Origin of the sequence: Streptomyces cinereospinus, from assembly GCF_042430725.1 — a bacterium.
GTDB lineage: Bacteria > Actinomycetota > Actinomycetes > Streptomycetales > Streptomycetaceae > Streptomyces > Streptomyces cinereospinus.
Genome location: NZ_JBHMCY010000031.1, coordinates 20,598 through 42,498, shown reverse-complemented (window position 1 = coordinate 42,498; position 21,901 = coordinate 20,598). Strand labels below are relative to the sequence as shown.

Genomic DNA, 21,901 nt, shown 5'->3' with positions numbered 1-21,901 from the left:
GGGTCCTTCAGCGGAGCACGGCCACGCTGAACGCGGCCAGGGTGAGGATGAAGGCGACGGTCCCGGTGATGCGGGGGACGTCGTGGAGCGCGACGGCGCACAGCCCGAACAGGGCGAACAGAGCCGATCCGGCGAAGAACGCGGCGAGGGCCATCAGTTGTAGCCGTCGCGCATCTGGTCGGTGCCAGGTGATGCAGCCGGGGGCGGGCCGGTCCTCTTCGCGGCTCTGGAGAGGGCGGTGCGCACGTAGGGCTCGGTGACGACCAGGCGCCGATGCCGGGCCACGTGCTCGACGATCTGCTTGGCCTTGGCGTCGGGGCCCAGGGTGGATGCGGCCTCGACGACGGCGGCCTCCATCGTGACCGGCTCCAGGACGGTGACGGGGTCGCTGACCTGCTGATGCGCGGGCGCATCCACCCGATGCACCTCGTACTCGGAGGGCCGCTGGCCGAGGACCAGAGCGACCGCGACGGGGTCGACGGCCAGGCCGTAGGTGCTGAGCAGGGTGGCCAGTTCGGCCGGGGGCGCATCAGGTCGCGCATCAGCGGCGAGGCGGATCGCATCCGCCGGGTCCATCCCGGCGAAGTGCTCGCGCAGTGCCTCGGTCGCGGTGGCCGCCCGGGGCCGCGCCGGCGGCTGCACGGCCGGCGCCGGGACGGGGGCGCCGTACATGTCGGCGAGTGCCGCGTCAGCGCCGTCGCGGACGCGGTGGCGCTGGACGTCGACCAGGCCGGCGCCGAGCTCGGTGTCGCCGACACCGACGTGTTTCGCCAGGGCCCAGTAGCGGCGCACGGCCAGTCGGCGCTGCAGTTTGCCGGGGTGCCCGTGGGCGACGGCGCGGTGGAAGGCGAGCCGGCGGGCGGCGTCCGCGTTGCGGCGCATCACCTCGGCGTCGGTGCCGGTGCGGTACACGACGATGCTGCGGGCGATGAACCCGAGGCCCTCGGCGGCGCCGGACATGGCCAGCGGGGTGACCGCGTACACCGCGGCCTCGCGGGCGTTGCCGGCGATGGTGACGCCGATGCAGCTAGCGGACACCGGCGACAGCCACATCCCGGCCCGGACGACGCCCGGGGAGGACATGCCGAGCATGGTGCGGCCGAGCATCACCATGGCGAGGATGAGGGTCAGGCCCTCGCCCGCCGCGACGACGCCGGCCGCGGTCGCCTGCCGGTGGAACTCGGCGACGGCGTTGGTGTAGGTGCCCCAGGCGCCGAAGCCGCCGACGGCGACCATGGCGGCCGCGGCCGCGCCGAGGACGACGGCCTGCCCGCGGGTGAGCTCGCGCGTGGTCACTGGTCGTCACCCCCGGGGAGGGTGACGGCCTCGGACCAGGTCTTGCCCGCGTCGAGGGCGGCCTGGGCCTGCGCGCTGGTGACGTAGCCGACGGGCGGGGTGTCGGCGAGGCGCTCGCGGAGGTAGTTCGTGGTCCACTCGATGCCGAGCGGGGCGTGCTCTTCGAGGATGTCGCGGAGCGCGATCTTCGCGTGGGTGACGCGGGTGTTGAGGATGCGGCCGTGTGCCGCGCTGCCGCCGGTGGTGGCGGGGTTCGGGATGTCGAGGGCGTCGAGGACGGCGGCGAGCAGGCCACGCACCGGCTCGGGCAGGTCGTGGGTGCTCATCGGCGGCCACCGCCTTCGGCGGCGTGCGCGCGGGCGAGGGCGAGCTGGTCACGGGCGGCGCCGGCGGCGGCCGCGCGGTTGGCGGCGGCCTGCTCGTAGTCGGCGCGGCACTGGGCGTGCAGCTCGGCGAGGCGGTCGGCCTGCGCGCCGTCGGGCGCGCGGGTGGGCATAGACTCCGGCATGGCCGGTCCTCCTGGGAGAGTGAGGTAGGAACTGGTCAGAGGGTCGGGCGGTGCGCGCGCCTCCTCGGTGTTCCAGCACCGTGGAGAGCTGCTGTCCGGCCCTCGCTTATTCGGTTGTGTACTTCTTGATTGCGTGGGCGACGGCGGTCCAGCTGAGGTGCAGCTGTTTCGCCAGCGCGTACACGCTGCCGAGCTCTTCCGCCCCTTCCTTCAGGGCTTCGGCTCGTCGTCTGCGGGCCTGCTCCAGCTGAGATTCGAGCTGTTCCAGCAGCACGTCCTCAGCGTGGAGGCGGTCCCGCCAGGGAGGCGTTTCCACCTCTCCGAGAGTATCACTAACCCCCCTATGCGAAAGAGGGTTAGTGATACGCGGTCTTCTTGGGTTGGAAGTTCGCCAGCGTCAGGTACAGCTGGGGCCCGTACTCCGTCCCGCACCACCGGCACACCAGCCGCGTCTGGCCCGGAAGGCGAGAGATGACCGCCCCGCACACGGTGCCCTCGTCGTCCGTCACGGCGACGCACGTGCCGAGGCGCTGAGGGCGGGGCGCTGGGTCGCCGACGATCGTCCGGGCCTGGCCCTCCAGCTCGCGCACCTCGCGCGCCAGATCCCCGGTGCCGGGGTAGTGGTCGACGATCCAGTCCAGCTCCATCGCCAGCCAGCGGCAGTCCGCGGTGAGGTCGGCCGGCGGCGGGGGCGGCGAGTGCTGAGGCCACCGCACGCGCTGCACGTCCACCCGCCACAGCCGCATCACCTCGGCGGCCCGGGTGGTGTTCACCGTGTCGAGGACGTCCTCGTCGATCGGGGAGCACGGCCCGGCTCCGCCTCGGGTGGCGACGATCTCGCCCCAGCTGGAGCGGCGGGGCACCAGGCACTCGCCGACCTCGACGTACAGGGCGGGCAGGTCGGCCAGGCGCGCGGCGAGCTGCTCCCGGTGCCGGTGGCACAGGTAGCCGTTCGCCGACTCGCCGCAGACCTCGCAGACGCTCATCCCTCGTCCTCCGGGAGCTGGTGGCCGGCGCGCTCCAGGTCGCCTACGAGGTCGCTCGCGTCGCGGCCGAGGCCGTCGTTCACGTCCACGTACCAGGCCGCGACGATGCGCAGCACCTCGTCCCGGGCCGCCGCGGCGGCGGTGGCCTGCTCCTTCCAGCGGTCGCCGCGGCGCCAGCCCTTGTTCGCGTTGTCGTACAGCTGGGCCAGGGCGTCGTCGGTGATGGTGCTGGCGGTGTGGGGGTGGCGGGTCACAGGTACTCCCCGCCGAGCTGGACGGTCTCCAGGTCGCGGTAGCGGATGCGGCGGCCCTGCCCCTGAAGGTCGGTGTGGGTGGTGGTGTGGGGGTCGGTGCGGAGGCAGCGGCAGGTGCCGGTGCGGGCGAGGAAGTGGCCTCGGGGGCAGCGGGGTCGGACGGGCATGAGGGTCTGGCCCTTCGTGTGTGGTGGGATGGGGGCCAGGCCGCCCCTGCTACCTCCAGGGGCGGCCGTTGTGCTGCTCACGCGGCGTTGCTGGTGGCCTTCCGCCAGGCCTCCACGACGGCCTTCGGAACCCGGCCGACGGACGGGCAGTCGTGGCCGTTCTCGGCCGCCCAGGCGCGGACCTCCGCGGCCGGGTAGTCGACCGGCTTCCGCTTGCTCTTCGCCTTCGGCGGCGCCAGCTCGGCCTCACGGGCCTGGATCTCGGCGAGCCGCTGCTGCAGCTGCTCGCGCTCCTCGGCGATGGCAACCAGTTCCTGGTCGGCGGCGTGCCGGCGGCGCAGGCCGGTGAGAGCGGCGCGGGCGCGGGCCGCTTGGTCGCGGACGTCCGGGTCGGCGTGCGCGTCTCCCCACTTCAGGAGCTGGCCGACGGGGATGGCCGGCGGTTCGGTGGTCCTCGTCTGCGCGTGGGCGGGGATGGACGACAGCTGGGGTACGGGCTGGGCCATGGGGTCGGTTCCTTCCGGGTGGTCGAGGTTCAGGCGGTTGTGGCGGGCGGCGTCGGGGCCGCCCTGGTGGTCGATCTCGTCGAGCAGGCGGCGCAGGGCGGAGACGGTCATCGACTCGCGGGGCAGCAGCCGACGTGCACGGTCGTGCCGGTCAGGCCGTGCCCGTACTCGCCCACACCGGGGCAGGCGTCGTTCTCGGCCTTGTGGCGCGGGCAGTAGTCGCCGGACCGGTCGCATTGCCAGCCCTCGGTCCGCAGGTGGGCGCGGGCGACCTCCAGCCGCTCGGCGCGGGTCTGCTCGGCGGACACCATGTAGTCGCGGGCGACCTCGGTGCCGCAGTCGTCGCAGAAGACTCCGATCTTCGAGGGGTAGAGGGGGCTGTCCGGGTCGCGCAGGATCGCGGAGACGATCTCCGGGGTGAGCGTCGAGGGCGTGTAGGCCTCCGCCGTCTGATCGACGGTGGCGTGTCCCAGCTGCTCGGCGAGGTGCTTGCGGTCGTTCTCCATGGGTTCCTCCGTGATGTGATGGGTGGAGGTCCGGGCCTGATAGCGACAGGCCCGGACCGCTACGCGGCGGGAAGGATCAGTTGGCCGAGGACGCGCCCGACGCGGTCCTGGTCGATCAGGTCGGCGACATCGCCGGCGGACGCACCGCGAGGCACGGCGATGCCCAGGCGGCGGCAGAGGCCCACTTGCTTCGGGCTCGGCTGGCCGGACCGCCACCGGGCCTGGCGGGACACGAACGCGCCGGGCGCCAGCACCTTCGCCTGCTGCTCCAGCCACGCCAGGGCCTCCGGCAGCGGCCGCGCCACGTCGTCCCTCGGCGGGTGCACGCCGTGCGCCTCCGTCCAGCGGCGCATCCGGTACAGCCGGGTTCCGTGGTCGCGGACGAGGAAGAGGAACATGGCGCCGGTCAGGCGGATGAACCAGGTGCCGTCCTGGGTGCGCAGCCAGCGGATCGTGGACTGGCCAAACAGGTTGATCTCCTCGGCCTCGACCCGCGCGGCGAGTACACGGCGCTTCTCAGCGGCCGCGGCCTCCTCAGCGACCTCACGGAGGCTCTTGCCCTCTTCGGCCTGGCCAACCTCACGGGCGGTCAGGTCGACCATGGACGCGAGCTTGTGCCGGGTTGAAGCACCCATGACGTCGAGCAGCAGCGCGTCGGTCTTCCCAGGCGCCGGGCGGAGCGCGCGGCCGGCCATCTGCACGTACAGGCCGGCGCTCTTCGTCGGTCGGGCGATGACGGCGCAGCTGGTGTGCGGCGCGTCGAATCCTTCGGTCAAGACCATGCAGTTGGTGAGCACCTGCACCTCGCCAGCGCTGTACCGGGCGAGCGTCGCGCGCCGCTCGTCGCGGCCCATGTCGCCCCACACCGGGGCCGCCGTGATGCCGACCGCACGCAGCGACTCGGCGGCGGCCTGGGCGGTTGCGACGGTCGGGGTGAAGACGACGCCTGGCCGGTCGACGGCGTGGTCGCGGTAGGCCTTCGCGATGGCGTCCAGGGCGCCGGAGTCCTCCAGGGCCTTGCCGAGCTGTCCTTCGACCAGGTCGCCGCCCCGGGTGCGCACCTTGTTGAGGTCGAGGGTGTCGACGGTGATGCGCTTGCCGCGGACGTCGCACAGGTAGCCGTCGCTGATCATGTCGAGGATGTCGAGGCGGAACACGACGTCCTCCCAGACCTCGGCCAGGCCGCCGTCCTCGCGCGTCATGGTCGCGGTGAAGCCGGCGACCGGCACCCCGCGCCAGGCGCCGAAGTGGGCGAGGACCTCCATGTAGGTGCGGGCCGCGGCGTGGTGGCACTCGTCCACGATGACCAGTCCGATGTCGCGGATGGCCTCCCGGCGGCGCGGCACGGCGAGGGTCTGGACGCTGGCCACGATCACGTCGGCGTCGTGGTGGTCGTCGCGCTGGGCCTTGACGATGCCGACCCGCAGCATCGGGTCGACGGCGAGCAGCTTGGAAGCGGCCTGCTCGATCAGCTCCTCGCGGTGGGCGATCACCAGGGCGCGGCGGCCGCCGAGGCTGTCGAGCATCTGGTGCGCCAAGTGCGAGAAAACAACGGTCTTCCCGGCGCCGGTGGGCAGTACGACGGCCAGGCGGTTCTGGCCGGTGGCCCATCCGTTGCGCAATGCGTCGATGGCGTCGCGCTGGTATGGCCTGGGCGTGAAGGCGTTCATGGTCACCTCGTTTCGGTTGCTGGGCTGTTGCGGGGAGTGCGGGGAGTTGGCGGGACTCCTGCGGGGACTTCTAGCGGGTCCGGGTGCGGCGCTGATCAGCGGTTTTGCGGGGAGGCGGGGAGTTGCGGGGAGTTGGGAAAACCCTTGATGCCGGAGGCCTTCAGAACTGCTGCGTGATGACGTGCGGCATGCGTGACACGCGATGCATGTGGGACGCGCGCGCTATACAGGGGAGCGGGCGAAGTCCCCGCAAGTCCCCGCGTCCCCGCATCAGTGCAGGTCGGCGTCGGTATGGGGACCGTGTGAAGTCCCCGCAGCACTCCCCGCCGAGTCCCCGCACTCCCCGCAGAACGGCCGGTCATGATTCGTGCCTGCCGGTGCCGCGGTGGGCGTGGACCTCGACGCGCCACAGCTTCTGCTTCCTGTGGCTGTCGACGACCATCACGACCTTGTGCGTGCCGAAGTAGCGTCCCTGCCTGGCCTTCAGCCAGATGCCCAGCTGGTTCGTGCTCGGCGGCTCGTCGCCCTTGCGGGGCACGTGGTTGGGCAGTCCCTTGATGACGGCCCCTGTGGTCAGCGGCTCGGCACCGTACGTCTCCCGCCACATCTCCAGGAAGAGAGCCCACTCCTGCAGCTCGTCGTCCTGGTCGCGGGCCTCATTGCGGTCAGCCATCCAGCCTTCGACGCCGAGGAAATCCAGCAGGCCAGCCATCATGGAGGCCCATTCGCTGTAATCGCCCTTACGGACGCGAATGGTGGGGGCTCCAGCAGCGAGCCAGGCACGCACAAGAGTGACGAGCGCGGCGACCAGCGTGGACGCGTTGACGCGCAGCCACGGGCGGAGGTCGCCGATGCGGAACCCGTCGCGCTGGTCGGGGTCCGGGCAGTCAGGGTCGAGCTTCACCCAGAGGACGCGGCGGCCGTTGTCGCCACTGGTCCGCAGGGCGTTGCCGGTGACGAGCCAAAGCCGGTCGTTGCGCATGGTGACCTTGCCGGTGGACCCCAAGATGCGGTCCCCCCAGTGCTCGCCGGTGAGCAAGGCGGACAAGATCGGCGTCTTCAGCACGAAGCCGTTCGGCAAGTTGTCGAACACGACGACCGGGCTGCCGGTGCCGTACAGCTGCGTCGTGATTGACTTCCTGAGCTCGGTGTCGTTCTCGGGCCAAGCCGTGTCCGCCGTGCCGTAGCAGTACTTGAAAATGTCCTTAAGCAGGGTCTTGCCGCTGCCCGCAGACGTCGCGGTGATGGCCACCATCTGGGTCGGCCCGTGGAAGTACGCGCGCAGGATCGGGGTGAGCAACGCACCCAGGTAGTTGGCCCGGTCGCTGGCGGCCACCCACGGGAAGTCGGTCAGCACCTGGTCCAGGACGATGTCCTTCGCCCGGGCGAGGCTCTCCCGGGTGACCTGCGGCTGGAGACGGCGGAGCGGCACCCGCGGCTCCAGGTAGAGACCGGTTGCCCGGTCATATCCCGGGGCCTCCAGCAGGCTGCCGTCGGGCCTGATCACGGGCGACGTGACGACTCCGCGCAGGGGCGGCAGGGGCCAGTCCTTCCGGCCGAGGATCGTCGAGCAGCTCTTGGGCATGAGCAGCTCGCGTTCTTCTTCCAGCTGCTCGGTGGCCGGGTTGCGCTTCAGGATGTAGCTGCTGACGTGGTCGGCGAGGTAGGCGCGCAGGTTGTCGGTTCCGAGTTGCTGCACCACGGGGTCGTCGTTCTCGTCCCGGTAGACCCAGCACGGGCCACCTGAGCGCTTGTAGAGGTCGGGCAGGCAGCCGCCGGCCATGAGCTGCAGGACGCCGTCGATGGCGTCGGCCTCGTTGGTGATGTCCAACTCCGGCCGGGACGAGACGGCGCGCAACTGGGGGCCGCCCTCGAACCCGTCCTGCGGGTCCGGGGCATGGTCGGGGTCCAGCGCGGACGAGCCGTCAGCGAAGTGCTGCGCGGGCACGGAGGACAGGCGCCGGCGGGGCGGCTCGGTGCCGTAGCCCTGGCGACGGAGCTCGGCGGCCGCGGCCTTGAAGTTGCCGCTGTGTTCCAGCAGCGTGTAGGCGCCGAACTTGGAGTAGGGCACGTCGGCCTGAAACTCCGAGCCGGTGGCGAACACCCACAGCCGGTCCTTCTCCGGGTCGCGGCCAGTGGTGGCCTTGACCCCGCCGACGCCGTCGGCCCAGCCCCAGTAGGTGGTGTGGCCGCGGGTGATGAGGGGCCGGAAGACACCGCGCAGGATGTCGGTCCAGTTGGCGCGTGCCTCGAAGTCCTCCCCGGGCCGCACACCGCCGCCCGGTAGCGGTGGCTGCGGCTTGGGCGCGGTCTTCGGCGCCTCCGGCACGGGCAGGGCATCGAACATCCGGCAAACGGTGCGGATGGCGTCCATGACGTCGGCGGGCAGGGTGGGGATGGTGGTGGGCCCGCCAGCCTTCCGCAGGTAGGGCTTGCCCGAGGCGTGGACCGAACCACCGGACGGTTCGACCAGGCCGTATCCGCCTTCGCCGCGTGTCTCGACCAGGACCCGAATGATGCGGCTGTTCGGCTTCTCGCGGAGCCGTTGCCGCTCTTCGTCGGTGTACTCGTGCTCTTCGGCGAGCCGGGAAGCCAACTTGGTGCTGCCTGGCACGTCACCGCCCTCGATACGGACGCGGCAGTGGAGGCCCACGCTCGGGGACTCGGTGACCCAGCCGTTCATGAGCGCGGACCACGCGTCGCCGAGCCCCGATGCCTCCATGACCTCGGTGACCTCGCCGAGCAGTTCGAGGGCGCGGCCCTCGAACTCCAGCATCTCGACGTTGCCGGACACGGCGCCGTAGACGACAGCCAGTCCGCGCGGCTTGCCGCTGCCGAACCAGCTGCCGTGCTCTTCGGGCGTGCTGCGGTTCACCTTGTACTGCAGCCAGGAGACGACGGGCTTCTTGCTGCCGTCGGCCTTGATGGGCAGGACGCACAGGCCAGCGTCGTGCAACTCGCGGGCGGCCGCCCGGAGGTCGGCGGGCTGTGAGTCGGTCAACGGGTGCTCCCGTGGTGCTTTGAGAGGTGGTAGGCCTTGATGCCGTCGACGAACGCGGCGACTCCGCCCGGCCCGCGCGGGACGGATGTGCCGTCCTCGCCCAGCACGCGGTCGCTCGCGCAGACCGGTCCTTCCAGGCGGCGCGGGCAGCCGAGGCGCAAGCACTCGTAGCGGGCACGTTGCCCGTCGAGGTCGACGAACAAGGCGCCGTCGAAGGGGCCCGGGGCGTCCCGGGCGTGGTCGGCGCTCATCGCGCGCCCCGCATCCATGCGAACCACTCGCGGACGTCGCCGCCGCGGCCGCTGGCGACCCGGGCCTGGAAGGCGACAGCCAGCCGCTGCTCCTCCTGGCGGTCGGCGAGGGCGGCGCGCAGCTGGGCCAAGCTGTCCTCGGGACGCTGGCCGTGCGGCAGGATCGCGAAGCCAGGGAACAGGACGAGCTCGGTCACGTGCCCGTCATCGACGGAGGCCTCGGTGGACCAGTAGAGACGCAGGCCGTGCGCTGCGGCCAAGACGCGCAGCTGCTCGCGTGCGAGCTGGGCGAGGACCGAGTCGAACACGGCGACCGGGTCTCGGTGCGTACGGACCAGGGCGGCGACGGCGTCGAGGCACTCGACGACAGCGGGGTCGGCCCCTTCCTTGGCGGCCTCGATGCTGGCGAGGGCCTGGCATACGGCCGGATTGGCGGGCGCGTCGGCGGGCGCCGTGGGAGGCTGCTCCACGAGCTGCTCCGTTCTCTACTTGCTGGTGGGTGCGGGCTGCTCGATAGGCGCCCCCGGCTGGACCCCGGGGGCGTCGCTTGTGGTGGCCGCCGGCTGGGCCCCGGGGGCCGGGGACTCGGAGAGGCCGAGGAAGGCCATGACGTCCGCCTTGCGGAAGCGGTAGGTGCGGCCGAACTTGATGACCTCGACGGGGAACTCGCCCGCCTTGATCAGGCCGTATGCGCACGTCTCGCCGATGGCGAGGGCGGCGAACGCCTGGGCGGCGGTGAGCATCGCGGGGAGCGCGCGGACCTCGTCCGGGGTGAGGGCGGTGGCGGTGCTCACGCCGTGGCCTGCTTCGGGATGAAGGCGTTCCCCTGGCGCTCGACTTCGACCCAGAGGACGCGCAGCTGCACGCCGAGGGCGTCGGCGATGGCCTGGGCCTTGCCTTCCGGGACGACGCGCTGCGCTCCGGACATCAGGCCGCCGATGGTGCCGTGGGCGACGCCGGCCTTGGCGGCCAGCTCGCGGCTGGTGATGGAATCACCGGTGCCGGTGCGCTCCATGAGCATCTTGAGGCGGTCGCTGCTGTGGACCTCGTACATGGCGGGTGGTGCGGTCTCGTTGCTCATACACACGGTCTCTTTCGTGGTCGTCTTATCCATCTAGATGGATGAGCAGGCCAGGAGCATGTCACGGCCCCGAACGCTTTGTCCAGCAAGATGGATAAGGGGGCGCGCGGCTGTAACCGGCCAATGACTCTGTGCTGCCTAGCGGGGGTGGCTCTCGTGCTGAACAATCTGTCCAGTGGGATGGATGAGCAAGGTCTGTGACCTGCTCGTATCACTCATCGATTCGCATGGACCCTGAACGCGACCGCAGTTACCTGGCCTGAAGGAATGGCAGGATGAGCCCCATGGCGCCCAATGACAAGTCGTCGACTACCCCTGAACAGAGCGGCACGGGAACTCAGTTCACAGACCTGCTCAAGAGTCGTCGTGCGGAGTTGGGGGAAGGTCTGGCCAGAATCGCATCCCGCTCGGTTGACCCCGGCTCCGGCAGGGAGATGAAACGAGGCAGGCTCTACCGACTGGAAGGCAACGAGGAAGGTGGCATCACGCCGCCGGACTTTTGGGAGCTCCGCGCCCTCGCCGCTGGCTACCGGCTGCCGCTGGAGCGGTTGCAAGATGCGGCTGGCCAGCAGTTCCATGGCGTGGACCCGCTTCGGTCCGGAACGGGGGAAGCGGTCGCTTATGTGCGGAAGCTCGACTCTCTACCCGCTGACCAGCGTGAACGTTTGCTTAGCCTGATCGATTCGCTGGTTCCGCCATCCTTGGGTGGCGACAGCTGAAACCCTAGCCTTCCCCTGTGAATCACTTAGAGTGATGAAAATGGGTGAGGCGTAGATATCTGGTGCGCGTGGTGCGATCATGTGCGCACACCAAGTGCCTGAAAGGGTACTGGTATAGGCCTGGATTCGAACGCGTGAGCGGGAGATAGGGGGGCTACATGGAGTCACCAACGCCGCTGACTACCTGGTTCTTCTTCGACAGCCGAGTACCGGAGAGGGAGGTGATGGTACCGATCAGAAACCGCCACGGCCTGGCGTTCGCAGTCCGTCCCGGGGCGACGCCCGAGGAGATCATTGATGCGCTGAACACGACCAGCGAGTTTGTTCTCCGCATCGGCCTGGTCAGCCTGGGCCAGACTGAACAGCAGAAGCCGCCCGACGTGGCTGGGAAGGGGTAACACCGATGCCGTCAGCACGCCGCGCGGGGAGCATCTACCGACGCTGCGAGTGCCGCGATGCGGACGGCAAGCTGCTGGGGCAGACGTGCCCTAAGTTGAAGCGCAAGAACCACGGCGCCCCGGGGATCCGCCAGGAACTCCCGCCGGACGCTGAGGGGAAGCGCCGAACGTTCCGGCGCACCGGGTACGGCAGCGTCGCGGAGGCCCAGGGCGACCTCTCCCGCCTTCAGGCCATCCTCGACCTCCCCGGTGACGACCCAGACGAGCAGCGACGCGTGGGCGATCTCCTCGCCGACGTCGCCCGCCGTCGGGCAGACATCCCCGACACTGCCGAGGTGCAGCGCCGACTCGGGGTCGGCGTGCCCCTCGACGGCAGGATGACCGTGGCCGAGTGGCTCGACACGTGGATGGCCGGCAAGAAGACCAGGGCCACGACGACCAACGGTTACGCCTCGCACATCCGCGTCCACCTCAAGCCGCGCATCGGGCACCTCCGCCTCGACCGGCTGTCCGTCGGCCACGTACAGGACATGTTCGACGCGATCGCCGACGACTCCGACACCGTCCGCGCGGAGAACGAGGCCCGCCGCGAGCAGCTGGCGCGCACGAAGTGGACGAAGCCCGGGCGGCCGCCGGCCAAGGAGCGCGGGCGCCTGGCCGCCGAGCGGGCCCGGCTCGGCGAGATGAAGCCGTTCCGGAAGACGAACGGTCCAGCGACCCGGCACGCGATCCGGCGCACTCTCCGGGCGGCCTTGAACGCGGCGATCGCCCGGCAGCTCATCACCTTCAACGCGGCCGCGCACGTCGAGCTCGGCTCCGGAGCCCGCCCCAAGGGACTGCTGTGGACGCCGGAGCGCGTGGCACGCTGGCGAGAGACCGGGGAGAAGCCGGGGCCGGTCATGGTGTGGACGCCCGAGCAACTCGGCGAGTTCCTCGACGAGGCCGAGAAGTACCGGCTGTACTCGATCTACCACGTCATCGCTCACCACGGCCTGCGCCGCGGCGAGGCCGTGGGTGCCGAGTGGGACAACACGCGCTTGGACGCGCGGCCGCCCCGCATCGACGTCCTCACCGAGATCGTGGTCGACGGCTGGACGCCGGTGCAGACGGCGCCGAAGACGGACAGCTCGATGGCGTCCGTGATGATCGACCGGGAGACCGTGGCCGTGCTCCGGGAGCGCCGGGCCCAGCAGCTCGCCGAGCGCGACGCCTGGAACGCGCAGGCGGCCGAGCGCCGGGCCCGGGGAGAAGAGGCGCACGACTGGAGCGACACCGGCAAGATCTGGACGGCAGAGGATGGAGCGTGGCTGCACCCGGACGAGGTCAGCAAGGAGTTCAACCGGATCCGTGAGCGGGCCGACCTGCCGCCCATCAACCTCAGGGACCTTCGGCACGGGGCGGCCGCGCTCGTGAAGGCCGGCGGGGGCGACCTGCACGACGCGAAGAAGAAGCTCAGACACTCGACGATCGTTCTCACGTCGGACACCTACATGGAGCTGTTCGAGGAGTACGAGGAGGAGCTGGCGGAGCGGGCCGCGGCCGCCGTGCCGCGCGCCCGACGGGGGCAGCAGCAGGCCCCCGCCGCGGGCGCTGTTCCGCAGCAGGGGCCGGGTGCGTCGCAGCCAGTCGCAGACGCGGATGGTGAGCTCTCTACGGTACGGGCCAGCACTGACAAAGGGCAGGCCGCGACGTAGAATTGACGGACAGGCAAAGGGCCTCTGACCTGCGGGTCAGAGGCCCTTCTTGCTGGCCCCGTGCTGGCCCGAGAGCCGCATTGCGGCGCGGTACGAGACGGCACGAGACGCGGTGAGCGGTACCCACCGCTCGCCCGCTACGTGCCGCCGACCAGGCCGGACGGTGTTGCGCGACGGAGTGCGATACAGGGCGACACGAGACGCGTTGGCGACTCATCAGACTTTTAATCCATTGGTTGTGGGTTCGAGTCCCACAGGGCCTACGGGTGCAGGCGCGGGCTTACCCCCTCTGACCTGCTACGCAGCGTCCGGGTCGGCTTCGGCCGGCTCGGGCGCTGCTTCGTTTTCCGGCTCTTGTGTGAGCGATGCGTGAGCGGATGCGCCTGTGTCCTGCGAATCGGCCGGGACTGAGGCGGACGGTTCGGCAGCTGCCGGACGAGACCGGGGGATCAGCTTCGCCGCCTTCTCGGCGATCTCACGGTCCAGCTCGGGGAGCAGGCTCGTGTAGGTGTCCGAGGTCAGCGTGATGGTGGAGTGCCGGAGCGTCTCCTTCACTGTGTGGATGTCGCCGCCGCCTCCGTGCGTGAGCGTCGCGGCCACGTGACGCAGGTCGCGCAGGGTGATGGGCGGCAGGTCGGTCGTGGCGAGGATGCGGCGGAAGGTCTCCGAGACCGTCTCCGGGTGGAGCCAGGAGCCGTCCTCCTTCGTGAAGACCTTGCCCGTGTCCTGCCAAGCGGTGCCCCAGGCCGCGCGTTCTTTGTCCTGACGGGCCTTGTGTTCGCGCAGCACGGCGATGTTCATGCTGTCGAGCGCGATGGTGTTGGCGCTGCCGTCCGTTTTCGGCTCGGACTCGTAGGGGTCCCAGCCGTCGACCACGATTTCCTTGGCGGGGGTGATGAGACCGGCGTCGAGATTGACCTCGTGCCAGTCCTGGCCGACCGCCTCGCCGCGACGGAGGCCGCGGCCCGGTCGGCGCTTCGCGCCGCTCCAAGCCCGTGGCCACCGGCCCGAGCAGCTCCTAAAGGAGGCCGCCGGCCAGCGTGAGCTGACCACCGCTCGCCAGCCGGCTCGCGTGTTGATCACCCGCATCCAGCACACCGGACGAAACCCGGCACCCAACCGCCGCGCCGAGGCAGCCCGCCGCCGCACCACCATCGCCGACGCCTCGGTGGTCGGCCAGCAGATCGGACATCTGCCCGCAGGCACAGGGCCCAGCCAGTCCATGGGTGGCCAACAGGTGGTGCGATCGCGCCGCTGGCGAGGCCGAGGCGTCGAGCTTGCCAGGCAGCCCGAGGAACGGGCCTGCCTGGCAACGCGAGTCACGCGCCCTGAGACTTGCATCGCCATACCGCGTGCTCCAGTCCCCCTGGTTCGTGCCCGAGAACGGCTGCTGCTTCCTCGTATGCGGCTCGGAGCTCGTTGTAACGAAGTTCCAGGACACCGGAGTCCGCAGCGAAAGCCCGCAGATGTACGTCTACGGCGACCTGCGATCGGCCGACAAGGTTGCCGATGTAGTCGACGCTCTTCGGCCCCACTCCCTTCACCTTGCGCAGAGCGGCCCGATTGTCCTGGTGGCCAAGCCATGCACAAAGGTCGGCAGGAGTATCGACACCACTGGAAGCCAGCAGGTCAGTGAGGTCGTGGGCCGTCGCGACCTTTCTGGGACTCTTGAAGTTCATCGCCACGGCAAGATCCTCCGTCGCGAGTCGTCTCGGAAGCCGCGGACCGTGGAAGCGTCAGGCCACGCCGATGGGAGACGAAGAAGCCTCGGCCGAAGTGTCAGTTCATATGTACAGCGCGCGTGGAAGCTGGCGTCGCAGATGACAGCGCCCATGTGGGTCCACCCACCTGGCGGGTGGAACGGGCCGTCGCCGAGGACAGACCGAACGTGTGCAGCGAGCCGCTGAGCGGGGCTGAGCAGGGCCATGGGCCTGTGTTGGCTCGTCGGTCCGAGAATCGGGGCGGGAACAAACACGAATGTTCCGGGGTAGGGCGGCGGTGCTGGTGGCGAGCGTCGCCTCCTTGGCACCATGCGTCGCGGCTTGTAAGTCCGAGTCGGCTCCCAGGGGCCTCCCCAGTGGAGCTGGCCGCCGCTTACACGCTGGGGTACCCCTGGAAACCCGCCCTGGCCACGGGACTCGTGCCGCGAGGGAACGGCAGGCTCTTCCGAGACCAGGGCGGGGGCTCAACTGCGTCGCAGGAACCTGCTCTGGCCGCGGTGCCTGCCGGTGCGTCGGGCCGAGGGCGGTCCCGCTGTGGCTGCGGGAGAGGGATCAGAGGAAGCCGGTTCGTCCCTGCTGAGCAGCGACTCCCAGACGCGCGCTTGAAGTTCGCGGATGCAGGGCCCGCACGCGTACATGGGAGCCTGAGCGCCGGCGACGCTCGCGGGGCCGATCCACAGCACGCGTGTCCAGCGTCGGCCGCAGTAGAGCCAGCAGAACCCGTCGACCCACTCGTTGTCGTCGTCCGTGGCTGCTGGGGCAGGCAGCCCGCCCCGGGCGAATTCCGCGATCCCGGGGATCACCCTGTGCTGTAAGGCGATTTCCGTCAGCATGGTTCGTCGGCTTCCTCGATCAGGAGCCCTGGGCCATCGCGGAAGCGCTCTCCTGCTTCTCGCTGTTGGAGAACAGCAGGGTGGGCTCGGCGAGGATATCGCGGTCGGCCTCGCTTTTGTAGATCTCGTCGACGCTGCCGAACCGGGCCTGGGAGTAGTCGAGCCCCAGAAGATCGGCGGCCTGGCGAACGGACGCCTCGTCGGGCCCCTCGATCTCCAGGAACGTGGGGAGGTCGGGCCAGGTGTCGAAGTCGAAGGCGACCTCTCCCAGGCGCCACTCCTCGCGGTAGTTCTCCTGGTAGCGGACCTCGGTGAGGCCGACCCGGCGGAGGATGTCGGCCATGGCGTGCAGGTCGGCGACCTCGGTCTCGATCTCCTTGGTGCCGTCGATCGTCGTGGCGTCGGTGACCTGCTTGAGCGTGAGCGTCGAGCGGGTGCCCTCGTCCCGCAGGCGGAGCCACGCCCCGCCGTCGAGGGAGTCGTTCTCGAAGATCTTGCGGGTGAGGAGGGTGCGGGGGAGCGCCTGGACGGCGCCGAGGGCAGCCAGCTTGGCCTGCAGGCCGGCGACGTCGACGGCCAGGAACTTCGCCTCGTACTCGTGCTTCATGGCTCCTTCTCTCAGAGACGGTCGGTAAGGGTGGACGAACGGGCCGCCAGGAGCAGGCCCATGCGATGGATGTGGTCGTGTGGCTGGCCGATGTGAGGCCGCTCGGTGAACTCGTTCGTGCGCAGGGTGAGCAGCACGTCCCAGTCCCCGAGGAAGTGACGGTGCAGGCGCTCCGGAGAGGTGTAGTGCTCCACCAAGTGATGGCGCTTTTCCACGGGCATCATGAACTCCGCACCGAACACACCGCCCGGGCGGACCAGGCGCTGCATGCGGTCGACGAACTCGGGGAGAGGGCGGTGGTGGTTGGCACTGTAGTGCCACGAGCAGCTTGTCCAGACCGCCTCGCACAGCACGTCCAGAGGTTCCCCCGCGAGGAAGTCCTCCTCGATCACCTGCACACGGTCGTGGAGTTCCTCCAGCTTGAGCCGGTCGATCAACCCCATGGCGCGCACCTGGCTGTCACCCGGGAGGCCTACCTCGTCTCCGTGCACGGCGAGCGCGTCGCGTTCGATGGCCACTACGCGGTATCCGGCGGCAGCCAGGGGCAGGACGAACTTGCCGTCGCTCGCACCGACGACCGCGACAGTGGAGTCAGGAGCAACACGTCCCCGCAGGGTCGCGAGGAACTGAGGGAAGAAGGTGAGGGTGTGCTCCCACAAGCTCTCTGTCTGCATGGGAGGGCGCTCCTTGCGTATCGGTGGCGGTGATCACGCGGAGGACTTCTTCGGGGATGAGCCCCGTGGTGTCGATGCGTCGCATCGGGAACGAGGCATAGGCATCCGCCACTTGGTCCGTGACGGCCTCCGTCAGCGCGTCCCATCGCGATGTCGGCTTGTCCCGGGCTGCGAGGCGGCGCCGGCGTTCGTCGTCAGCGCAGACGAGGTAGTACGTGACGGGAGTCGGCAGCCAGGCCGGTAGAGTGACGCCGAGCCGGGCGCCCAAGGCGCGGTGGCTGGTGAGGCACCGGGCGAAATAGCTCTCCACGACAACCGGAACGCCGCTTCTGAGGTGCCGCTGGATCTCTTCGGCTGCTGTGAACAGTGCGGAGAGGTAGAGGCACATCCGAGCCTCGACGTTCGTCCGCCTGTCCACCTCGCGCCTGAGGGGCTGGTAGAAGGCTGGCACGGTGGGCACAAGGACGGCTTGACGGGCAACGGCGAGCATCGGAGCGATCGTCGACTTCCCAGTGCCCCGTAAGCCTTCCAGGTTCTCGAATCTCGGCTGGTCAGGCACGGGCGTACACCACGTCCGGTACGGAGAGCGTGAGCTCATCGGTGGCGGAGGGCCTGTGGACGATGCGGTTCGCGGCCTTCTCGTACCAGAACGCGTGGGAGTCCTTGCCCACCGCCTTGCACGACATGGTGAGCGCACCGCGCGGGTCGGCCTCGATCCGGTCGATCTCGCGGGGCCCGCCGGACGGAGCGCAGATCTCTGGCGCGCCGGACTCGGAGAGGTCCGCGTCGACGATCACTTCAAGCGGCAGCCTGGTCCGCGCGAGCTCTTCGCGGAGCCGGCCGTAGGCGGTCGTGTCCGTGACCAGCAGCTCGGGGTGGTCAGCGGCATTGCCTACCGGCCGCAGGTGGTGGAGCTTCAGCTGCCGGACGCCGAGTTGCCCGAGGACGCTGGCGAGAGGAAGTACCTCGCCGATGTTCTGAGAGGTCACGGTCATGGTCGTGCCCGTCGGGACGCCGAGGTCCCTTGCCAGGCCGAGTGAGCTGAAGGCGCTCTGGTAGCTGCCGCGCTTGCGGATGCCGTCGTTGGTCGAGCCGACACCTTCCAGAGAGACACGGAGCAGGTCCAGGTGCGGAGCGATCTCGGTCAGGCGGCGCTCGATCCGGTATCCGTTGGTGCAGATCTCGACGCGCTGGCCCAGTTCCTGCTTGGCGTGGCGGACGACCTGCGGGAGCTCCCGGTAGACGAACGGTTCCCCGCCGAGGAGGGTGACGGCCTCCGTGCCGTACTCGTCTCGCATGAGGGTGAGCAGCGTGACGGCTTCCTCGGCGGTGAAGGCGTCGGCGTACTGAAGCCGCTTGCCGTGGAAGCAGTGCAGGCACGTGAAGTTGCAGCGGTACAGCAGCTGCAGGTACAGCATCCGGATCTTCCTGATCCCGGTGACTTCCCCGATCACATGGGCTCCTTCGGCTGACTGCCTGGTGGGAACCCCGATGGTGGCGGTCTGCCAGGGGACCTCGTCACCGCGTTCGGGGACGGTCCAAGGACGTCCTGGGACGTTTTACGTGCCCGAGAAGGACTCCAGGATGCCGAGAACCCGCCTGGTGTCCGACAGGTCGGGCAGGATCTCGTGGGCGCCAGCAGCGGCCAGCTCCTCGGCACTGTGGACACCAGAGGCGACCGCAAGGATCGCGGAACCACTGGCCAAGGCGGCTTCCACGTCGCGGGGGGTGTCTCCCACCAGGACGACGGGCACATCGGCCGGAACGCCACGGAGCTGCTGTATGCGTTCACGCGCGACCGCGACAAGTTCGGGACGGAGCTCGGCATCCGCTCCGTAGGCGCCAGCAGGCAAATCCAACAGCGAGTCGAGGCCGAAAGCGGAAAGCTTCACGTGAGCGTTGGCGGCGATGTTGCCGGTCAGCACAGAGGAGACCCAACCACTTCGCGCGGCAGCGGCCTTCAGCACCTCGTGAACCCCTGGCAAAGCCGTCCCACGCAGGCGCAGAGCATCAAGGCGGTCATGCCCTGATCGCGCAAGCGCGGCCTCGATGACGGACCACTCGGGTACAGGTAGCCCGTCGCGAAGGAACATGTCGCGCATGATGAGTCGATCCGTGCGCCCCTCGGTACGCGCCGGCGCCGACGGTTCGCGTCCCGCGAGTGACGAGAAGGCGGCAGCGTAGATCTCCTTGCTGACCCCCGCGTTCTCGATGAGGGTGTGGTCGATGTCCCACAGGACGATGAGCTCCATGGCGCCAGGGTAGGCAGTCGGTTCGGTGCTCTGCTTCCGTGACGGCGTCCCCAAACGTCCTTGCGCGATCATGCACCGGGCCGCTTCCATGGCTCCTGTGAACGACCGACTGCACTCTGTGCTCGCGCAGCGCGGCGTCTCGCCCGAATCGCTCGCGGAAGTCTGCGAGGTGGACCCCAAGACGGTGAGCCGGTGGCTGGGAGGGCGCGTTCCACACGCACGGCATCGCTTCCGCGTCGCCCGCCACCTGCGCGTGGGAGAGACCTTCCTTTGGCCGGCGCCGCCTCGACGGTCCGGCCGACCACGTGACGGGTTAGGCACCGAACTGGTCGGCACCTACCAGAACCGTGCCAGCGTGCCGCGGGACGTCTGGCTTTCGCTGCTGCTAGAGGCCCAGCACGAGATCAGCGTCCTCGTCTTCTCCGGGACGTTCTTCGCGCAGTCCAATCCGCACGTAGCGAAGATGCTCTCCGAGCGCGCGGCGGAGGGGGTCCGGGTGCGCCTGTGCTTCGGCGACCCGGACGGTCAGGCAGTCGCAATCCGAGGCCGCGAAGAGGGAATCGGCGACACCCTTGCCGCCAAGATCCGAGCATCATTGACGTACTACCGGCCCCTGCTGGGCGAAGCTGGGTGCGCCGTACGCCTCCACCACACCACCCTCTACACGTCCATGTTCCGCTACGACGACAACCTTCTGGTCAACCCCCACATCTGGGGACAGCCGGCCAGCGCCAACCCCCTGCTTCACCTCAAGAGCACCGAGGGAACTGGGTGGTTCGACAGCTACGCTCAGAGCTTCGATGCCGTCTGGGCCGCGGCGCGACCGTGGACACCCGACCACGAGAGGACCACCGCCCATGGGCAGGACTGAGTACTACAACGACCCGGCCGCCCCGAAGGCAAACACCCTCATCCCGGCCAGCAACCTGCTCGTCGTCGACGACACCGGAGCCATCCTCCTCCAGCGCCGCCGCGACACCGGCCAGTGGGCACTACCTGGAGGCGCACAGGACATCGGCGAGACCGCGGCAGAGTGCGCGGTACGCGAGTGCCTGGAAGAGACCGGCATCGTCGCTGAGATCACCGGCTTCCTCGGCGTCTACACCAACCCCAACCACATCGTCGCCTACAGCGACGGAGAGATCCGCCAGCAGTACGAGAACACGTACATCGGCCGCCCCATCGGCGGAACTCCCACGATCAACGAGGAAGCCGACGGGGTGCGCTTCGTCCAGCCAGCCGACCTCGACCAGTACGACATCCACCCGAGCATGCGCCAGCAGATCGGGGACTATCTGGCCGGCACCTATCCCTACCTCGGCTGAGCCGCCAGCGCCGTCTCAACCCTTTGCACAGACGAGAGGATCTCGGGGGCCGCACGGCGGATGAACCGGCCGACCACACTGTCCACGCCGTACCGACTGATGATCTCCGCGATCCGCTCCGGCGCACTGGTCCAGGTGCCGTCGGGCGTCGTCGTCATGTCGCAGTACACGAGAGCGTCCACCAGCAACGGCTCCTCCAGCAATGGAAACTCCGACGCCAACTCGTCCCGCAGCCCGCGCTCCTCAGCCTCCAGCAGGGCAAAAGAGTGGTTCGCGACCAGCCGCACCAGCCGCTCATCAGCCCCGTGCTCGTCACGGAGGAACCTTCCCCCGTCCAGCGGGTGGAACCCGGTCACGGCCAGCCGAGGTGCGTACCCGACGTCGTGGAGCGTGGCGGCGGCGACGAGAAGGGCGCTGTTCTTCCCGACGAGCCGCCGGACTGCGATGGCACGCTCGGCCACTCCTTGTGTATGCGCCCACCTACGCGGAAGCTCAGCGGCAAGTTCGGATTCCGCTACCTGCGTCGCCCACGTCGTGATCAGAGCCATGTTTGGCTTCATGCCCCCAAGGTCTCGCCAACACACCACGACGGGCTGCCTGAGGCTTCCTTGCCAGTTGAGAAAGGCGATCCGCGGACTGAGGATACAAATTGACGAGAAAGGGGTGCTGCCTCGTTGAGGCAGCACCCCTTCCAAAACTTCCCGGCAGCGACCTACTCTCCCACGAGGTCCCCCTCGCAGTACCATCGGCGCAATCAGGCTTAGCTTCCGGGTTCGGAATGTAACCGGGCATCATGGGGTCTCTCTCACGTTAGAGCTCTGGGAGGAGCCGGTTCGGGTCGCCGCAGCCGCTTCGGATCTTGAAGCGATCGTTTTTCATTTCGCTCTGAACGCCGTCAAGTCGTTCGAACGTGCCGGTGAGATGTTGGGTGGGCGCGCAGTGTCGGTGCGCACCCACGTCGATGGCGAGCAGGCAGTCGTTGACTTCTCGGACTCGGGCCCGGGTGTCGACGACGTTGATCTCGTTGAGATGTGGCGCCCGGGCGTAGCAGGCCAGGCGTCAGACAGCACTGGGCTTGGGCTGACGATCGTTCGGGACGCCGTCGCTGACATGCGTGGTACACGATCCGTGGATGCCCACGGAGAGCTGGGGGGCGCGACCTTTCACATTCGCCTGCCCTTGTGGCCCGACCAGGACTGATGCAGGGGCACGCAGGCGAGGTCTCCCCGGGCAGCTTGCGTGAGCGACGCGTGAGCGGATGGTGTGGCACGAGCCGTCACGAGCCGTACCGCACCTCACGGAGCACACACTTTGACCAGGTGGTTCCGGACGCCGAGGCAGCGTCCGGAACCACCCGGCATGCCTTGGCCAGGACCTTTAATCCATTGGTTGTGGGTTCGAGTCCCACAGGGCCTGCGTCAGAGCCCCGGTCCGGACACCTCCGGACCGGGG

The 21,901-nt window shown here is 69.4% G+C and carries 28 protein-coding genes, 1 rRNA gene and 3 pseudogenes; 7 read left to right on the top strand and 25 right to left on the bottom strand.

Annotated features, from left to right (window positions below; all coding sequences use genetic code 11):
* Positions 1–7: 7 nt before the first annotated feature.
* From ACFF45_RS17795 to ACFF45_RS17720, 16 genes are all read right to left on the bottom strand, one after another.
* Positions 8–154: a hypothetical protein gene (locus ACFF45_RS17795; protein ID WP_381347074.1), complete on the bottom strand. Its 147-nt coding sequence runs from the start codon at positions 152–154 to the stop codon at positions 8–10.
* Entirely contained in the window at positions 154–1,296 is a 1,143-nt protein-coding gene (locus ACFF45_RS17790; RefSeq protein WP_381347072.1) for a hypothetical protein, read from the bottom strand. Before ACFF45_RS17790 ends, ACFF45_RS17795 begins: the two co-directional genes overlap by 1 nt.
* Complete coding sequence (locus ACFF45_RS17785; protein ID WP_381347070.1) at positions 1,293–1,622, bottom strand: hypothetical protein; 330 nt, start codon at positions 1,620–1,622, stop codon at positions 1,293–1,295. The genes ACFF45_RS17790 and ACFF45_RS17785 overlap by 4 nt, the downstream gene beginning before the upstream one ends.
* Positions 1,619–1,804 (bottom strand): hypothetical protein, encoded by a 186-nt coding sequence (locus ACFF45_RS17780; protein ID WP_381347069.1) that lies wholly within the window; start codon positions 1,802–1,804, stop codon positions 1,619–1,621. Before ACFF45_RS17780 ends, ACFF45_RS17785 begins: the two co-directional genes overlap by 4 nt.
* A gap of 106 nt (positions 1,805–1,910) precedes the next feature.
* Positions 1,911–2,078 (bottom strand): hypothetical protein, encoded by a 168-nt coding sequence (locus ACFF45_RS17775; RefSeq protein WP_381347068.1) that lies wholly within the window; start codon positions 2,076–2,078, stop codon positions 1,911–1,913.
* An 82-nt stretch (positions 2,079–2,160) separates the two neighbouring features.
* The gene (locus ACFF45_RS17770) at positions 2,161–2,790 is read right to left on the bottom strand and encodes a hypothetical protein (protein ID WP_381347066.1); all 630 of its coding nucleotides are present in this window, start codon (positions 2,788–2,790) and stop codon (positions 2,161–2,163) included.
* A complete protein-coding gene (locus ACFF45_RS17765) occupies positions 2,787–3,044 on the bottom strand; it encodes a hypothetical protein (protein WP_381347064.1) in 258 nt (85 codons plus the stop codon). Before ACFF45_RS17765 ends, ACFF45_RS17770 begins: the two co-directional genes overlap by 4 nt.
* On the bottom strand, positions 3,041–3,211 hold the full coding sequence (locus ACFF45_RS17760) for a hypothetical protein (RefSeq protein ID WP_381347062.1): 171 nt from the start codon (positions 3,209–3,211) through the stop codon (positions 3,041–3,043). The genes ACFF45_RS17765 and ACFF45_RS17760 overlap by 4 nt, the downstream gene beginning before the upstream one ends.
* 77 nt (positions 3,212–3,288) lie before the next feature.
* Entirely contained in the window at positions 3,289–3,828 is a 540-nt protein-coding gene (locus ACFF45_RS17755) for an Lsr2 family DNA-binding protein (RefSeq protein ID WP_381347061.1), read from the bottom strand.
* Positions 3,825–4,223 carry a hypothetical protein gene (locus ACFF45_RS17750; RefSeq protein WP_381347059.1) on the bottom strand — a complete coding sequence of 133 codons (399 nt, stop codon included), beginning with the start codon at positions 4,221–4,223 and terminating at the stop codon, positions 3,825–3,827. Before ACFF45_RS17750 ends, ACFF45_RS17755 begins: the two co-directional genes overlap by 4 nt.
* 59 nt (positions 4,224–4,282) lie before the next feature.
* Positions 4,283–5,893, bottom strand: coding sequence for a DEAD/DEAH box helicase (locus ACFF45_RS17745; RefSeq protein WP_381347058.1), 1,611 nt, complete (start codon positions 5,891–5,893; stop codon positions 4,283–4,285).
* 358 nt (positions 5,894–6,251) lie between these two features.
* A complete protein-coding gene (locus ACFF45_RS17740) occupies positions 6,252–8,894 on the bottom strand; it encodes a bifunctional DNA primase/polymerase (protein ID WP_381347056.1) in 2,643 nt (880 codons plus the stop codon).
* On the bottom strand, positions 8,891–9,145 hold the full coding sequence (locus ACFF45_RS17735) for a hypothetical protein (protein ID WP_381347055.1): 255 nt from the start codon (positions 9,143–9,145) through the stop codon (positions 8,891–8,893). Before ACFF45_RS17735 ends, ACFF45_RS17740 begins: the two co-directional genes overlap by 4 nt.
* The gene (locus ACFF45_RS17730) at positions 9,142–9,615 is read right to left on the bottom strand and encodes a hypothetical protein (RefSeq protein WP_381347054.1); all 474 of its coding nucleotides are present in this window, start codon (positions 9,613–9,615) and stop codon (positions 9,142–9,144) included. Before ACFF45_RS17730 ends, ACFF45_RS17735 begins: the two co-directional genes overlap by 4 nt.
* 15 nt (positions 9,616–9,630) lie before the next feature.
* Entirely contained in the window at positions 9,631–9,939 is a 309-nt protein-coding gene (locus tag ACFF45_RS17725) for a helix-turn-helix domain-containing protein (RefSeq protein ID WP_381347053.1), read from the bottom strand.
* Positions 9,936–10,226 (bottom strand): helix-turn-helix domain-containing protein, encoded by a 291-nt coding sequence (locus ACFF45_RS17720; protein WP_381347051.1) that lies wholly within the window; start codon positions 10,224–10,226, stop codon positions 9,936–9,938. The genes ACFF45_RS17725 and ACFF45_RS17720 overlap by 4 nt, the downstream gene beginning before the upstream one ends.
* Before the next feature lie 284 nt (positions 10,227–10,510).
* Here ACFF45_RS17720 and ACFF45_RS17715 point away from each other — a divergent pair, with 284 nt between their 5' ends.
* The 3 genes from ACFF45_RS17715 to ACFF45_RS17705 all read left to right on the top strand — a co-directional run bounded on the left by ACFF45_RS17715 (position 10,511) and on the right by ACFF45_RS17705 (position 13,037).
* Positions 10,511–10,945, top strand: coding sequence for a hypothetical protein (locus tag ACFF45_RS17715; RefSeq protein WP_381347050.1), 435 nt, complete (start codon positions 10,511–10,513; stop codon positions 10,943–10,945).
* Positions 10,946–11,103: 158 nt separating this feature from the next.
* Positions 11,104–11,343: a hypothetical protein gene (locus tag ACFF45_RS17710; RefSeq protein WP_381347049.1), complete on the top strand. Its 240-nt coding sequence runs from the start codon at positions 11,104–11,106 to the stop codon at positions 11,341–11,343.
* Between the two features lie 5 nt (positions 11,344–11,348).
* Positions 11,349–13,037 (top strand): site-specific integrase, encoded by a 1,689-nt coding sequence (locus tag ACFF45_RS17705; RefSeq protein WP_381347048.1) that lies wholly within the window; start codon positions 11,349–11,351, stop codon positions 13,035–13,037.
* A 297-nt stretch (positions 13,038–13,334) separates the two neighbouring features.
* Here the strand turns inward: ACFF45_RS17705 and ACFF45_RS17700 are convergent.
* Positions 13,335–14,000 (bottom strand): annotated as a pseudogene (locus ACFF45_RS17700) (site-specific integrase); the annotation flags it as partial.
* A gap of 25 nt (positions 14,001–14,025) precedes the next feature.
* Here ACFF45_RS17700 and ACFF45_RS17695 point away from each other — a divergent pair.
* Positions 14,026–14,196 (top strand): annotated as a pseudogene (locus tag ACFF45_RS17695) (mobilization protein); the annotation flags it as partial.
* A gap of 160 nt (positions 14,197–14,356) precedes the next feature.
* Here ACFF45_RS17695 and ACFF45_RS17690 read toward each other — a convergent pair.
* The 6 genes from ACFF45_RS17690 to ACFF45_RS17665 all read right to left on the bottom strand — a co-directional run bounded on the left by ACFF45_RS17690 (position 14,357) and on the right by ACFF45_RS17665 (position 19,124).
* Positions 14,357–14,716, bottom strand: coding sequence for a DUF8548 family protein (locus tag ACFF45_RS17690; RefSeq protein ID WP_512701192.1), 360 nt, complete (start codon positions 14,714–14,716; stop codon positions 14,357–14,359).
* An 894-nt stretch (positions 14,717–15,610) separates the two neighbouring features.
* Positions 15,611–16,198 (bottom strand): class IV adenylate cyclase, encoded by a 588-nt coding sequence (locus tag ACFF45_RS17685; RefSeq protein WP_381347044.1) that lies wholly within the window; start codon positions 16,196–16,198, stop codon positions 15,611–15,613.
* Between the two features lie 11 nt (positions 16,199–16,209).
* Positions 16,210–16,872, bottom strand: coding sequence for a class I SAM-dependent methyltransferase (locus ACFF45_RS17680; protein WP_381347043.1), 663 nt, complete (start codon positions 16,870–16,872; stop codon positions 16,210–16,212).
* Positions 16,790–17,431: a P-loop nucleotide/nucleoside kinase family protein gene (locus ACFF45_RS17675; RefSeq protein WP_381347042.1), complete on the bottom strand. Its 642-nt coding sequence runs from the start codon at positions 17,429–17,431 to the stop codon at positions 16,790–16,792. The genes ACFF45_RS17680 and ACFF45_RS17675 overlap by 83 nt, the downstream gene beginning before the upstream one ends.
* Entirely contained in the window at positions 17,424–18,326 is a 903-nt protein-coding gene (locus ACFF45_RS17670) for a radical SAM protein (protein WP_381347040.1), read from the bottom strand. The genes ACFF45_RS17675 and ACFF45_RS17670 overlap by 8 nt, the downstream gene beginning before the upstream one ends.
* A gap of 105 nt (positions 18,327–18,431) precedes the next feature.
* On the bottom strand, positions 18,432–19,124 hold the full coding sequence (locus ACFF45_RS17665; RefSeq protein WP_381347039.1) for an HAD family hydrolase: 693 nt from the start codon (positions 19,122–19,124) through the stop codon (positions 18,432–18,434).
* A 97-nt stretch (positions 19,125–19,221) separates the two neighbouring features.
* Between ACFF45_RS17665 and ACFF45_RS17660 the strand changes: the two genes are divergently transcribed.
* Both ACFF45_RS17660 and ACFF45_RS17655 read left to right on the top strand, forming a co-directional pair.
* Positions 19,222–19,995, top strand: a complete 774-nt coding sequence (locus tag ACFF45_RS17660) for a DUF5919 domain-containing protein (protein ID WP_381347037.1) — start codon at positions 19,222–19,224, stop codon at positions 19,993–19,995.
* The gene (locus tag ACFF45_RS17655) at positions 19,982–20,449 is read left to right on the top strand and encodes an NUDIX hydrolase (RefSeq protein WP_381347036.1); all 468 of its coding nucleotides are present in this window, start codon (positions 19,982–19,984) and stop codon (positions 20,447–20,449) included. Before ACFF45_RS17660 ends, ACFF45_RS17655 begins: the two co-directional genes overlap by 14 nt.
* Here ACFF45_RS17655 and ACFF45_RS17650 read toward each other — a convergent pair.
* Positions 20,437–20,997 carry an HD domain-containing protein gene (locus ACFF45_RS17650; RefSeq protein WP_381347034.1) on the bottom strand — a complete coding sequence of 187 codons (561 nt, stop codon included), beginning with the start codon at positions 20,995–20,997 and terminating at the stop codon, positions 20,437–20,439. The two genes, ACFF45_RS17655 and ACFF45_RS17650, sit on opposite strands and share 13 nt — an antisense overlap.
* Positions 20,998–21,148: 151 nt before the next feature.
* Positions 21,149–21,272 (bottom strand): 5S ribosomal RNA (gene rrf, locus ACFF45_RS17645).
* Between the two features lie 41 nt (positions 21,273–21,313).
* Here rrf and ACFF45_RS17640 point away from each other — a divergent pair.
* A pseudogene (locus ACFF45_RS17640) lies at positions 21,314–21,649 on the top strand (sensor histidine kinase); the annotation flags it as partial.
* Between the last annotated feature and the right edge of the window lie 252 nt (positions 21,650–21,901).